Genomic DNA, 14,094 nt, shown 5'->3' with positions numbered 1-14,094 from the left:
AGACAAAAAAATGTTAGAATTAAAAAATATTTCCAAAAGTTATGGAACTCAATTAATTCTAGACAACATCTCTTTTCAGGTAAAAGAGTCTGAAATGGTAAGCATTTTAGGTCCATCAGGTTCTGGCAAAAGTACGTTGCTTCAACTCATAGGATTATTAATGAAACCAGATGCGGGAACGATTAATTTAGATGGGCTCTCTTATTCTTCTTTAACAGATAAAGACCAGGCTATTTTCAGAAACCAAAAACTAGGGTTTGTATTTCAATTCCACAATTTATTAGGTGAATTCTCCTGTGAGGAGAATATTAAGTTCCCTTTATTCATCAAAGGCGAAAAATTAACTGAATCGGATGAAGCTTTGTTTGAAAAAATTGTTCAAACCCTCGGCATTACTGATATCTTAAAAAAATTACCCTCACAGATCTCCGGAGGGGAACAACAACGTGTAGCAGTCGCACGAGCCCTCATTAATAAGCCTACCCTACTATTAGCTGACGAGCCTACCGGGAATCTTGATAATAAAAACGCCGAAACCTTGTATGCCTTATTTGTTGAATTGAAGGCTGTTTGGCAACAAAGGATCATTATGGTTACACATAATGAGAAATTAACCTCTCATTCAGATCAGGTTATTTATCTAAATTCTGGAAGAATCGAATAGAATTACTGCCAAAATGTCATAAATTTGCAATCTAAATTTCATTGATTGTAAAATGCAGGATTTAAAAGTTTTGACAAAGGAAGAAAAAGAAGGCTTAGATGTTCCAAGAATTTCGGAAGATCAGGTGGTGGGTAATTCTTTTGGAAAAAAAGTCTATATCGAAAGTTATGGCTGTCAAATGAATTTTGCAGATTCAGAGGTTGTGACTTCCATCCTGCAGGAAAATGGCTATTCGACGACATCAAATGTAAAAGAAGCGCATACTATTTTATTAAATACCTGCGCCATTCGGGAGAATGCAGAACATAAAATAAAACATCGATTACAGGTATTTACGCATTTAAAGGCTAAAAATCCGGCATTAACTATTGGTATTTTAGGCTGTATGGCTGAGCGACTGAAAACAAAGCTACTAGATGAAGAGAAAATTGTTGATTTAGTAGCTGGTCCGGATGCCTATCGTGATTTACCTTCTTTGTTAGAAGAGGTTTCTACAGGCCAAAAAGCAATCAATGTCTTTCTATCTCGAGAAGAAACCTATGGAAACATAGAACCTGTCCGATTAAATTCAAATGGGGTAACTGCCATGGTTAGCATTATGCGCGGTTGTGATAATATGTGTACGTTTTGTGTAGTACCGTATACCAGAGGCCGTGAAAGATCTCGAGATTTACCCTCCATTTTAGCCGAATGCGAAAAGCTATTTGCGCAAGGATACCGGGAAGTAACCTTATTAGGCCAAAACGTAGATTCCTATAAATGGACATCAGATACAGGAAACAAGGTAAACTTTGCCCATTTATTAGAGGCTGTAGCCTTAATTAATCCACTTCTACGTATTCGTTTCTCCACATCTCATCCTAAAGACATAACAGATGAGGTATTATATACGATGAAAAAATACGATAACATCTGTAAAAATATTCACCTTCCTGCTCAAAGTGGAAGCAACAGAATACTAGAATTGATGAATCGTTCTTATACGCGGGAATGGTATTTAGATCGAATTAAATCTATTCGTAGCATTTTAGGAGATGATTGTGGAATTTCACAAGACATGATTGCTGGATTTTGTTCTGAAACAGAGGACGATCACCAGGAAACTTTATCCCTACTAGCTGAAGTTGAATATGATTTCGGTTATATGTTTGCTTATTCAGAACGGCCAGGGACGCCTGCTGAAAAGAAATTAAACGATGATGTTCCGGAAGATGTTAAAATGAGACGTCTACAAGAAATTATAGATGTTCAACGTATACATTCAGCTAAGCGCAATGAAATGTGGGTAGGAAAGAAAGTTCAAGTATTAATCGAAGGGGATTCGAAAAAATCTAAACTACATCATTTTGGAAAAATTGATTCGAATAAAGTCGTTGTTTTTCCTAAAAGAAATGAAGTGAAAGGGGATTATGTTTTTGTTCATATAACGCATTGTACATCAGGAACTTTATTAGGTGAATTATGTTAGATAACAATCATCTTGCTAGTATAAAAGCGCGATTTGGGATTATCGGAAACGCTCCTGCCCTATTGCGCGCTATATCTGTTGCGGAACAAGTGGCAGCCACAGATATGACCGTATTAATCACGGGAGAAAGTGGATCAGGAAAAGAATCATTTTCCAAAATCATTCATTCCCTTTCCAAGCGAAAGCATGGTTCTTTTATTGCCGTAAACTGTGGTGCTATTCCTGAAGGTACTATTGATTCCGAGTTATTTGGCCATGAAAAAGGATCCTTTACGGGTGCTATTGAGGCTAGAAAAGGATATTTTGAAGTAACCGATGGTGGAACCATTTTCTTAGATGAAATTGCTGAAATGCCTTTAGGTACACAAGCGCGTTTATTACGTGTGCTAGAAAATGGGGAATTTTATCGCGTAGGATCATCTAAAGTTCAGAGAACTAATGCGCGTGTTGTTGCGGCTACGAACCTTAATCTGCAACAAGCTATCGAAAAAGGGAAGTTTAGGGAAGACTTGTATTATCGTTTAAGTACAGTACCTATTTACGTTCCACCGCTTCGTGAGCGTGGTGATGATATTGAATTGTTATTTAGAAAATTTACGACCGATTTCTCTGAATCGCATCGAGTAAAGCCGATCATGCTAACTAAGGAAGCTAAAGATTTGCTTCAAAAACAGCGCTTTCCAGGTAATATTAGACAACTTAAAAATCTTGCTGAACAGATTTCTGTTTTAGAATTGGGGGATCGGATCATTGATGAGATTCAATTACAATACTATTTAGAATTCAATGAACCTAAATTAGGAAGCTCTGTCGTTAAATCTGATGCTTTCACGGGTCCAGAAGGAATGAATGAACGAGAGATTTTGTATAAGATCTTATTCGATTTAAAACGGGATGTAACAGAATTAAAGAAGATTCTTTTAAAAGTAGTGGAGTCTGATCAGTCCAAAGGCTATGAAATACTTCATGACAATAGGGCTATTTTTGAAGATGTTCGAACGAATACGGAGTCTTCTAATCCATCTACTGGTTTAAGTCTACCCATGCACGAGCATGAGGAAACTAAATTTGAGGAAGAACTCATTGATTCTACCTTTGAAGAGGTTATATTGCCTGCTAATGATGTAACCTTATCCTTAGAAAAGCAAGAAAAAGAGATCATCATACGTGCCTTAAAGAAAAATAAGAATAAGCGTAAATACGCGGCAAAAGATCTAGGTATATCAGAACGAACGTTGTATCGTAAAATCAAACAATATGATTTGGAAGAATTGGATTAATATATTTGTTTTTGCAAGTCTTACTTTAGGCCTATCCTCTTGCTATAGCTTTAAAGGGGCTAGTTTAGATCCTAATTTACAGACTATTCAGGTTAACAATATTCGGATGGAAACCGCTGGGGGGCCTGCTAACTTAAGTTTGGAGATCAACGAAAAATTAAAAGAGTATTTCCAACGAAATACATCACTTAAAATCAATAACAAGAATCCTGACTTAACCATTGAAGGAAGCGTTACAGGATATGAGTTAACGCCACAGGCGCCTACAGGAGATGATAAAGCAGGTTTAAACCGTATCACGCTTCGAATTCAGTTTCGTTTAACGAACCGACTAGATGAGGACAAAAACTTTGAGCAAGAATTCTCTTTCTACCAGGATTTTCCCCAAAGCCAAACCTTAACACAAGTAGAAAAGACTTTAATACCTAAACTAGTTGATCAAATTATTTTAGATTTATTTAATAAAATAGCGGGGGATTGGTAATATGAATTCGTCAAAAGCACAAAAACTTTGGTTCTTATTGAATAAAATTGATCGAACAGATCAACAGGAATTAGCTTTGGACAAATCAGCTTACCCTTTTTTCTATTTATTAAACTGGAATGAGCGCTTTTCACTATTAAAGCAGCAAAAAATAGCCTTGCAATCAGCTCAGCGAAAGCATTATTTCCAATCAATTTATGATATTTCAGAAGAATCATCTGGACAAGTACTGGAAGTAGTTCCTGCTGAGGAGATAAAAGCGTTACAAGAATCAATTATTGATCAATTCATCCTAAATCAGCCCACTTTATCTAAGCCTAAGCGATCTAATGAGGAGGATGAACCAGTTGAAGATTTAGCAGCGATTGAATTTACCTTGCCCATTTCTGAAACGATTGCTATTCTATTGACTAAACAAGGCAAATATTTACAAGCGATTGAATTATATGAGAAGTTAAGTTTGATTAAACCTGAAAAAAGGCTTTACTTTGCATCTCGAATTTCTGAATTACAAAATATACTAACAGAATAAATATGTTTACTTTACTTATTTCATTGATAATTATATTCTCTGCCCTATTAGTTGTACTTATTTTAGTGCAAAATCCTAAGGGTGGCGGTATTAGTGGAGAGTTTTCGTCTTCAGGTGCTACACAAATGTTTGGTGTTCAAAAAACAGGGGACATTGTAGAGCAATTAACTTGGGGATTCTCTATTGCTATTCTAGTTTTAGTATTAGTGACGAATTTCACTCTATCTGAAACAAAAGAAACAAGTACTTCGGTGAATGTAGAAAAAGCAGCTACTAAAACTGTTCCTGTTGCTCCTGCTCCAGTAGCTCCGAAGCAATAGTTGTAAACAGTTTCTTGTCTATTTATACTGCCAAAATTTCAGCAATGAGTTTTGGCATTATTATTGTTTGACCTATTATGCCATGTTCGCATGGAAGTATAATCTCTAATTTTAAATTAAATTTATAACACATGTCAAATTTAAGTATTAAGCCCTTAGCGGATCGGGTTATTGTGGAGCCAGCTCAAGCTGAAGAGAAAACAGCATTTGGTATTATTATTCCTGACACAGCGAAAGAGAAACCACAAAAAGGATTGATCGTAGCGGTAGGAAATGGGAAAAAAGATGAGCCTATTACAGTTAAAGTAGGGGATTCTGTTTTGTATGGTAAATACTCTGGTACAGAAATCACGATTGACGGTAAAGATTATTTAATCATGCGTGAGTCTGACATTTTTGCAGTTTTATAATTTTAACAATTCATTAATTACAAAATCATATGGCAAAGGAATTATTTTTCGATAGCGAAGCGCGCGAAAAGATGAAAAGAGGGGTTGATACCCTTGCAAATGCAGTTAAAGTAACTTTAGGGCCTAAGGGTCGTAACGTTATCATTGATAAGAAATTCGGATCCCCTTCTATTACTAAAGATGGTGTATCAGTAGCTAAAGAAATCGAATTAGAGGATCCTGTAGAAAACATGGGAGCTCAACTTGTTAAAGAAGTTGCTTCTAAAACAGCTGATCAAGCTGGTGATGGAACAACAACGGCGACAGTTTTAGCACAATCAATTTATACGATTGGTTCTAAAAACGTAGCGGCTGGTGCTAACCCAATGGATCTTAAAAGAGGTATTGAGAAAGCTGTAGAGGCAATTGTAGGTGATTTAAAGAAACAATCTCGTGCCATTACTACTTCAAAAGAAATCGCTCAGGTTGCAACTATTTCTGCCAACAACGATTCAGAAATCGGAAAGATGATTTCTTCAGCAATGGAGAAAGTAGGCCGTGAAGGTGTTATCACAGTGGAAGAAGCTCGTGGTACAGAGACTGAAGTGAAGACAGTGGAAGGTATGCAATTCGATCGCGGATATTTATCTGCCTATTTTGTAACGAATACAGACAAAATGGAGGTTGAATTAGAGAAACCATTCATCTTAATTTCTGAGAAAAAGGTTTCTTCTATGAAAGAATTACTTCCTGTACTAGAGGCAGTAGCTCAAACAGGACGTCCGCTATTAATAATCTCCGAAGATGTAGATGGTGAGGCATTAGCAACACTTGTAGTAAATAAGATGCGCGGAGCATTAAAAGTGGCAGCTGTTAAAGCTCCAGGTTTTGGTGATCGTCGTAAAGCTATGTTAGAAGATATCGCTATTTTAACTGGTGGTACAGTAATCGCAGAAGAAAGAGGATTCAAATTAGAAAATGCTACAATCGAATATTTAGGTCAGGCTGAGAAAATCATTATTGATAAAGACAATACTACTATCGTAAATGGCGCTGGTACGAAAGACAATATCGATAATCGCGTTAATCAGATTAAGGCTCAAATCGAGAATACAACGTCTGATTATGACCGCGAAAAATTACAAGAGCGTTTAGCTAAATTATCAGGTGGTGTGGCTATTCTTTACATTGGTGCTGCTACGGAAGTGGAAATGAAAGAGAAGAAGGACCGTGTTGATGATGCTTTACATGCTACTCGCGCTGCTGTGGAAGAAGGAATCGTAGCTGGTGGTGGTGTTGCTTTAATTCGTGCTATTTCAGCTTTAGATAAATTAAAGGGAGAGAACGAAGACCAATTAACAGGTATCAACATTATTCGTCTAGCAGTAGAATCTCCATTACGTACCATCGTTGCGAATGCAGGTGGTGAAGGTTCTGTCGTAATCAATGCAGTTAAAGCTGGAAAAGATGACTTTGGTTATAATGCACGCGAAGATAAATACGAAAATATGATCGCAGCGGGTATTATTGACCCTACTAAGGTTACCCGTTTAGCATTAGAAAATGCTGCTTCTATCGCAGGTATGTTGTTAACAACAGAATGCGTAATTGCTGATAAACCAGCAAATGAGCCAGCTCATGGACATGGCCAAGGTGGCGGTGGAATGGGTGGAATGATGTAATTTTAATTAGATTAATCCTTGAAAACTCCCCATATTTGGGGAGTTTTTTTTTGAATTATAGAAAATGAAAAGAATAGCCATAGACATGGATGATGTTTTAGCCAAAACTACCCATGTGATTATTGAAAAAATTAATAAAATAGTCTCCAAAGAATATACTTATGAAGAGCTATTAAACGGAAATGAAGCTAAAAAGCTAGAATTTTACGCTCACTATTTAGAACATAACTCCTTTTTATGGGAACCGGGTTTCTTTACCACTATTCCGGTCAATGAAGATGCTGTAGAAGTGGTAAAAAAATTACATAGTCAATATGAAATTTTCATCGTTTCTGCGGCTACTGAATTTCCTAATTCCTTAAAGGAAAAATTAGATTGGATGGAAATGCATTTTCCCTTCATTACGTGGCGACATATCGTATTCTGTGGTCACAAACACATGATTCAAGCTGATTATCTAATCGATGATCATGAAAAAAACCTGCACACCTTCACTGGAACTCCACTCCTATTTACAGCACCTCACAATATCCATATTCATGATTTCAAACGGGTGAATAATTGGAAAGAAATTGAAACACTATTACTAGATTAATGAAAAAAACACGCTTTAGTATTGGTATTTTATTTTTTATCTGTGGTTTGAATTTTGCCACTTGGGCTACCCGAATTCCTGATTTTAAATCTTATCTAAATTTATCCGATGCACAATTAGGGACAGTTTTAATGGGTCTCCCGGTGGGATCTTTAGTTTCCTTACCTATAGCTGGATGGTTACTGACTAAATACGCCTCTAAATGGATCTGTATCATGGCTGTAGGCATGTATGTACTAGTCATTCCGGGTTTAAGTTTTATGAACTCTGCTGTTAGTCTTTTTATAGGCTTATTTTTCTTTGGGATGGTAGGTGATATTATGAATATAGCCATGAATACACAGGTGGTGAGTTTAGAGGCCAAAATGAATAAAATCATCATGTCCTCTTTTCATGCCGTATTTTCAATTGGACTAATGTCTGGCGCCTTTTTAGGTGGTATTTTGGAAAAGGCTAATTTTAGTACACTGGAACATTTTAGTCTTGTGGCCTTTTCTAATATTTTACTTATTCCCTTCAGCATAAGGAATTTATTAACAGACAAACCTGTTCAAGATGAAAACAATCCTACCTCTTCCATATTGAATTTAAGTCCCTATTTAATAATTTTATCCTGCATAGCCTTTTGTGGTATGTTGTGTGAAGGAGCCATGGCAGATTGGATCTCGCTCTATTTTAAAGAATATATTCCTGATTCACCCTATCCTATCACCATCGGCTTTTCATCATTTGCATTAGCTATGGTCATCGGAAGGTTTTTAGGAGATAAAATATCCCTAAAATATGGCGTATCAAATATCCTTATTATCAATGGAATACTTACTGGAGTAGGAATGATGTTAACGTTAGGAATGGAATCTATCTATTTAAAAGTGATCGGTTGTTTTATAACCGGTATTGGAATTTCGACAGTTGTCCCATTAATTTATTCTCAGGCTGGAAATCAAAAAGAAATTATGCCATCCATGGCCATTGCTGGCGTTTCTACTATTGCCTACATCGGTTTCTTATTAGGACCTGTCTTAATCGGATATTTATCTAATTTTGTCGGATTAGACAAAGCATTATTTTTAATTGTTATACTAGGCTTTTTAGCTGCATTTATCTCTAAAACTTGGGCAAGTAAAACATGATCATTGAATACCGAAAACCATCCGAGGCATTAGCCCCATTTGTTGACCATTTCTGGGAAAAACAGGTGGAGGAATCAGGTATTATCCCTTATGATATTGAAACGATTTTTCCTGAAGACCAAACAGTACTGACTTATTCTTTTGGAAAAGACTATTACCGTTCACATGCTAACACAGAGAACTTTAAGGCAATAAATGGAGTACAACTTGAAGGGCTACATCAAGCACCCAATTTTTATAAACATCAGCCCGGAATACATATTTTTGGTGTAAAATTTAGGGTTGGTGGTCTATATGCATTTTTAAATTCACCAGTATCCAATACAAATAACTTAAGTATCGATGCTGATACCCTTTTTTCTATACTACCTGAATTAGAGTCTGTAATGGGATTTGAATTACGAAGTCAATTAATGGAGACTTATTTAGTAGATATTCTCATTGATAAACAAGTAAAAAAGTATTTTAAACTTTTACAATTGATAGAAGAATTAGAATCTGATGTGCATACTATTTACAATTCGTATAAAACACTATCCCGACTTTTCCAGGAAGTGATCGGTATTAGTCCTAAAGAATACGTCCAAATTAAACGTATAAACAAATCTTTAGCACTTTTCGCTTCTACAAAAGATATTAAGAGCCAAGATTTGGCCGATCAATTGGGGTATTATGATTCTGCCCATTTCATAAATGAATTCAAAAAATATACTGGTAAAACACCAAGCAGCCTTAAAAACAGTCTTTTCAACAAGAAAGATTCTGAATTCATAGACGAATTCAAGCAATATATTTCCCCTGAGCATTTACTACACTATACCTCTATTTTTCGAAAGAATGTATAATTGTCTGTTTTTTACAATTTATATCAGGTAAAATTTATAAATTTTGTAGGATATAAATACGATATGAACAAACACGTTATATTTTGGTCGATTACAGTAGGATTAGGTGGTCTACTTTTTGGTATGGACGTCGCTGTTATATCTGGAGCAGAACTAGCCATTCAACAATTATGGCATCTGGATTCATTCACTCATGGTTTAGCCATTGCGGCTGCCTTGTATGGAACAGTGATTGGAGCAGCATTAGGTGGGTTTCCGGCGGATTTATTTGGTCGTAAAAAAACCTTATTTTGGATTGGTTTAAGCTTTTTTATCTCTTCCATAGGCGCTGCTATCGCTCCAGATGTAAATTCATTTATGCTATTTCGCTTTTTAGGTGGATTAGGAATTGGAGCCTCATCAGTAGTCGCTCCTATTTATATTTCCGAAATTGCTCCAGCTAAACACCGTGGAAAACTGGTTATCTCCTTTCAATTAAATATCGTTTTGGGTATTTTAATTGCCTACGTTTCTAATTACTTTATTCAAGGTATGGAAAATGATTGGCGTATCATGTTAGGTGTAGTTTCTCTTCCTTCTTTACTTTTCTCCGTTTTAATATTACTTACTCCAGAAACACCGCAATTTTTATTACTTAAGCGTAATGACCTAGAAGGGGCACGTAAAGTAGTAGAATTAGCCGACCCTAATCCAGAGGAGACGATTTTACGCATTCAAACTAATGCTAAAAATAGTACATCTAAAGAATCCTTATTTACTAAGAAATTTGTTTGGCCGTTAACCTTAGCCTTCTTATTTGCTTTCTTTAATCAGATGTCTGGTATTAATGCTATCATCTATTATGCCCCTAGAATCTATGAATTAACAGGATTAGGGAAGGAATCAGCACTCTTATCTACTGCCGGAATTGGTATTGCAAATTTACTTTTTACCTTATTAGGCTGGTATCTAATCGATCGAGTGGGACGCAGGATATTAATGTATATAGGTTCAATTGGGTATATTATAACGCTAAGTCTTATTGCCCATGCATTTTATACCGAATCGTATACCTTTGTCCCCATCTATATCTTTGCCTTTATTGCCTCGCACGCCATTGGACAAGGATCAGTCATTTGGGTCTTTATTTCAGAGATATTTCCTAATTCAGTTCGAGCTTCAGGGATGGCCTGGGGATCTTTAACTCACTGGGTATTTGCTGCCTTAGTGGCTAATTTCTTCCCCTTGTTTACGGAAAGTTATGGTGGAACTTTAATTTTTGGATTTTTCGCTGTAATGATGGTGGCACAATTAGTTTATGTGGCCCTTATGATGCCAGAGACTAAAGGAGCTAATTTAGAAGATATTGAAAAGTCGATAATCATGCATTAATCGTGTTCTTATGATACATTTTGATCCTACCAGTAGCAAACCTAAATACCAACAACTTATTGATGGAATAATAGATGGTATCAATTCAGGCTTATTAGAGCACGGGAAACAATTACCATCCATCAATAAGGTAGCTAGCGATTTTAATATGGCTAGAATGACTGTCACTAAAGCTTATGACGACTTGCGTGAGAAGGGATTGATAAGTTCGCATCATGGTAAAGGATTTTACGTAGCAAGTACTAATACGAAAAATGTATTACGCGTATTTATACTGATGGATGCTTTAACACCTTATAAAGAAACATTATATGAAAGTATTATCTCAAATTTAGGCGACGACGTAAGTCATAGCTTATTTTTTCACTACCATGATATCGAATTGTTTGAGGAGTTAATCACGAACAATTTGGGAAAATACAATCACTATATTATTCTACCTCATTTCAATAAAAATGTAGCTAGGATTATTTCCAAAATTCCTAAGGATAAATTATTAGTACTAGATATAAACGTGAAGGAGTTAAGTGATGATTACGCTATTTTATATCAAAACTTTGAGTCCAATATATATCAAGGACTGATTCAATCGTTAGAAAAGATAAAAAAATACCAACAAACAAATTTAGTATTAAGCTCTAAAAGCTTCCAATATACTCCTGATGGAATAATACAGGGTTTTACTAAGTTCTGCACTGAGAATGAACTTACATTTGATATTATCCCTGATTTAGATGATGATTATGATTTACAAGTGCACCAAGCATACATTGTCTTCCGCGAATATGATCTTATAAAAATGATCAATTGGACGACTAAAAATAGGTTTAAGGTGGGCAAGGACATAGGCATCATCTCCTACGATGACACTCCTTTGAAAGAAATAATCGCAGAAGGAATTTCTGTAATTTCAAATGATTTCAAAAAAATGGGTCAACGTGCAGCAGAAATGATTCTCCATCGAGATAAAGGTCGTGAGTCGAACGATTTCTATTTTATAGATAGAGGATCCTTATAGATCTAAATGCACATTCAACCAGCCTGAATCCATTTTTACACCTAAAGTTTCATAGAAATCAATCGCTGGTTTATTCCAATCCAATACCTGCCACATCATTCCCGTACATTTTGATTTCTTAGCCTCTTGAATAGCTTCTAAAATCAGCTGTTTGCCTAAGCCTTTGCCTCGGAAACTTTCTTTTATATAGAGATCCTCTAAATAGAAGCGTCTCCCCTTCCAGGTAGAAAAGCGATAATACCATAAAGAAAAACCTCCCAGCTCTCCATTATAATAAATCAAATTAGCAAAGAACAGCGGATTTTCAGAAAATCCTCCCGCTATATAGTCGTCGATTGTACTGCTAACTTCTTCTGGAGCTTTTTCAAAAATGGCTAATTCCATGACTAATTCTCTAACTAAGCCAATATCTTCTTTTGTAGCTCGTCTAATTTCTATCTTATCCATTAATCGCGCGTAGTTTTGTTAATAGTGCTAAAAAATCTTCAGGGAATTTTTGCTCAAATTGCATAAATTCATTCGTAATAGGATGTATAAATCCTAGTGAAAAAGCATGCAATGCCTGTCTAGGGCATATTTTAAATGCATTATCTATAAAAGACTTATAACTAGCCATTGAAGACATAAACCTGATTTTATCGCCTCCATAGGTGGAATCTGAAAACAAAGGATGACCAATGGATTGGAAATGAGCTCTAATTTGATGGGTGCGACCAGTTTCTAATTTAAATTTAACAAAGGATGAAAATCCATAAGATTCCACAACTTCATAATGGGTAATCGCTATTTTACCTAATTCATGTTCCTCCGGAAATATGGTCATTACCTTCCGATCCCTAGGACTTCTAGCAATTTTACCGCGTAAAGTTCCTTTAGCCTCTTTAGGGACTCCCCAACAAATGGCATAATATGTACGCTCAATGCTATGTTCATAAAATTGCTGACCTAAAAAGTTTAAAGCAAACTCCGTTTTACCAATAACTAAGATACCAGAAGTATCTTTATCTATCCGATGAACTAGACCTGGGCGTATATCCTTTTGTCCTGGGAGACTTTGGCAATGAAATAATAATCCATTCACTAAAGTACCTGACCAATTACCCTGAGCAGGATGCACAACCATTCCCGGGGATTTATTCACTAAAATAAGTTGATCATCTTCGTAAATAATATCGATAGGAATATCCTCTGGATAGACCTCTTTATCGCGCGGAGGAGTGGCAAATGAAACACTAATTGAATCGAGCGGTTTAACACGGTAATTCGACTTTATCAACCCACCATTTACTTTCACCGAACCTGCGTCAATTCCTACCTGAATCTTATTGCGACTAGATCCCGCAATTTTAATCATCAAATATTTGTCGATTCTGAGTAATTGCTGACCTTTGTCTACAGTAAAATTAAAATGCTCAAATAAATCGTCTTCTTCGTCGGATTCTAAAGCATTCATTTCTGGATCGATGGACATAGCAAATTTTGAATTTAACGCGTTACACTTACCGTCTCCAATAGAAGAAATTTTCGATGAATGCTGGAATTCAAAAGGAATTCAGGTTTTTGTCAAAAGAGACGACCTCATTCATCCCATCATTTCGGGAAATAAGTGGCGCAAATTAAAAAAATATCTCCAAACCTTCTCATTAAACGAACATTCTGGGCTATTAAGTTTTGGCGGAGCTTACTCTAATCACTTATATGCCCTTGCTTTTGTAGGTCACAGCCTAGGAATCCCGACTGTTGGATTTGTTCGTGGTGAAGAATTAAATCCATCCAGCAATAACTATTTAAACCAAATGAACAAATGGGGCATGCAATTGCACTTTATTACTCGAAGCGCTTATCGAGAAAAACAGATTCCAGGTGGTTATGAAGATTATGTGGTTTTAGCAGAAGGCGGTTTTGGCGAATTAGCGATTCAGGGAATGGAAGAATTAGCTCTAGATCTCTCTCCATGCGATCAGATCTATGTGGCTGTAGGAACAGGAGCCACAGGAATCGGACTCGCAAAATATGTTAAAGTACCAGTAAACGGTATTTTAACATTGAATAATAAGGCAGAAATAGAGGAACACCTACAAGATTACCCTAGCCCTAATTTAGTACTTGAAGATCGCTACATATTTGGAAAATATGCCCAAAAAACAGAAGAACTAGACCAATTTTGTCAGGAATTCCTAAAAAAACATAAGATAGCTATTGAGCCCATATATACTGGCAGAATGTTTTATGCGCTAGTCGATCACATAAAAAATGGCCACATAGCTCCTTTTTCGAAACTAGTGGCCATCCATACAGGCGGAGTTAAATAAA

16 protein-coding genes are annotated in these 14,094 nt (G+C 36.1%); 14 read left to right on the top strand and 2 right to left on the bottom strand.

The genetic code is table 11. The features are described 5' to 3' along the window. Nucleotides 1-10: 10 nt before the first annotated feature. The 13 genes from ACST14_RS01540 to ACST14_RS01480 all read left to right on the top strand — a co-directional run bounded on the left by ACST14_RS01540 (nucleotide 11) and on the right by ACST14_RS01480 (nucleotide 11,781). On the top strand, nucleotides 11-664 hold the full coding sequence (locus tag ACST14_RS01540) for an ABC transporter ATP-binding protein (protein ID WP_459459868.1): 654 nt from the start codon (nucleotides 11-13) through the stop codon (nucleotides 662-664). A 52-nt stretch (nucleotides 665-716) separates the two neighbouring features. Then, a complete protein-coding gene (gene miaB / locus ACST14_RS01535; RefSeq protein WP_459459866.1) occupies nucleotides 717-2,132 on the top strand; it encodes a tRNA (N6-isopentenyl adenosine(37)-C2)-methylthiotransferase MiaB in 1,416 nt (471 codons plus the stop codon). Beyond that, on the top strand, nucleotides 2,126-3,412 hold the full coding sequence (locus ACST14_RS01530; RefSeq protein WP_459459864.1) for a sigma-54 interaction domain-containing protein: 1,287 nt from the start codon (nucleotides 2,126-2,128) through the stop codon (nucleotides 3,410-3,412). Before miaB ends, ACST14_RS01530 begins: the two co-directional genes overlap by 7 nt. After that, complete coding sequence (gene lptE, locus ACST14_RS01525) at nucleotides 3,390-3,896, top strand: LPS assembly lipoprotein LptE (RefSeq protein WP_459459862.1); 507 nt, start codon at nucleotides 3,390-3,392, stop codon at nucleotides 3,894-3,896. The genes ACST14_RS01530 and lptE overlap by 23 nt, the downstream gene beginning before the upstream one ends. Nucleotide 3,897: 1 nt before the next feature. Next, nucleotides 3,898-4,428, top strand: coding sequence for a hypothetical protein (locus tag ACST14_RS01520; protein ID WP_459459860.1), 531 nt, complete (start codon nucleotides 3,898-3,900; stop codon nucleotides 4,426-4,428). A gap of 2 nt (nucleotides 4,429-4,430) precedes the next feature. After that, nucleotides 4,431-4,748, top strand: a complete 318-nt coding sequence (gene secG, locus ACST14_RS01515) for a preprotein translocase subunit SecG (protein ID WP_459459858.1) — start codon at nucleotides 4,431-4,433, stop codon at nucleotides 4,746-4,748. A 131-nt stretch (nucleotides 4,749-4,879) separates the two neighbouring features. Continuing rightward, nucleotides 4,880-5,158: a co-chaperone GroES gene (locus ACST14_RS01510; RefSeq protein WP_459459856.1), complete on the top strand. Its 279-nt coding sequence runs from the start codon at nucleotides 4,880-4,882 to the stop codon at nucleotides 5,156-5,158. A 29-nt stretch (nucleotides 5,159-5,187) separates the two neighbouring features. Further along, entirely contained in the window at nucleotides 5,188-6,819 is a 1,632-nt protein-coding gene (gene groL / locus ACST14_RS01505; protein WP_459459854.1) for a chaperonin GroEL, read from the top strand. Between the two features lie 64 nt (nucleotides 6,820-6,883). After that, nucleotides 6,884-7,414 (top strand): 5' nucleotidase, NT5C type, encoded by a 531-nt coding sequence (locus tag ACST14_RS01500; protein ID WP_459459852.1) that lies wholly within the window; start codon nucleotides 6,884-6,886, stop codon nucleotides 7,412-7,414. Further along, nucleotides 7,414-8,547: an MFS transporter gene (locus ACST14_RS01495; protein WP_459459850.1), complete on the top strand. Its 1,134-nt coding sequence runs from the start codon at nucleotides 7,414-7,416 to the stop codon at nucleotides 8,545-8,547. Before ACST14_RS01500 ends, ACST14_RS01495 begins: the two co-directional genes overlap by 1 nt. Continuing rightward, nucleotides 8,544-9,392, top strand: coding sequence for a helix-turn-helix domain-containing protein (locus tag ACST14_RS01490; protein ID WP_459459848.1), 849 nt, complete (start codon nucleotides 8,544-8,546; stop codon nucleotides 9,390-9,392). Before ACST14_RS01495 ends, ACST14_RS01490 begins: the two co-directional genes overlap by 4 nt. Before the next feature lie 63 nt (nucleotides 9,393-9,455). Beyond that, nucleotides 9,456-10,763, top strand: a complete 1,308-nt coding sequence (locus ACST14_RS01485) for a sugar porter family MFS transporter (RefSeq protein WP_459459846.1) — start codon at nucleotides 9,456-9,458, stop codon at nucleotides 10,761-10,763. Between the two features lie 10 nt (nucleotides 10,764-10,773). Then, nucleotides 10,774-11,781 (top strand): GntR family transcriptional regulator, encoded by a 1,008-nt coding sequence (locus ACST14_RS01480; RefSeq protein WP_459459844.1) that lies wholly within the window; start codon nucleotides 10,774-10,776, stop codon nucleotides 11,779-11,781. On the opposite strand, the gene ACST14_RS01475 is transcribed toward ACST14_RS01480, so the two are convergent. Both ACST14_RS01475 and ACST14_RS01470 read right to left on the bottom strand, forming a co-directional pair. After that, nucleotides 11,776-12,228, bottom strand: coding sequence for an N-acetyltransferase family protein (locus ACST14_RS01475; RefSeq protein ID WP_459459842.1), 453 nt, complete (start codon nucleotides 12,226-12,228; stop codon nucleotides 11,776-11,778). The two genes, ACST14_RS01480 and ACST14_RS01475, sit on opposite strands and share 6 nt — an antisense overlap. After that, complete coding sequence (locus tag ACST14_RS01470) at nucleotides 12,221-13,252, bottom strand: RluA family pseudouridine synthase (protein WP_459459840.1); 1,032 nt, start codon at nucleotides 13,250-13,252, stop codon at nucleotides 12,221-12,223. Before ACST14_RS01470 ends, ACST14_RS01475 begins: the two co-directional genes overlap by 8 nt. On the opposite strand from ACST14_RS01470, the gene ACST14_RS01465 reads away from it, so the two are divergent. Next, on the top strand, nucleotides 13,245-14,093 hold the full coding sequence (locus ACST14_RS01465; protein WP_459459838.1) for a 1-aminocyclopropane-1-carboxylate deaminase/D-cysteine desulfhydrase: 849 nt from the start codon (nucleotides 13,245-13,247) through the stop codon (nucleotides 14,091-14,093). The two genes, ACST14_RS01470 and ACST14_RS01465, sit on opposite strands and share 8 nt — an antisense overlap. Nucleotide 14,094 lies beyond the last annotated feature (1 nt).

The sequence above is a fragment of the Aquirufa sp. A-Brett2-15D genome, assembly GCF_054558735.1.
The sequence above is the reverse complement of the archived record's forward strand: the minus strand, read 5'-3'. Positions and strand labels throughout refer to the sequence as shown.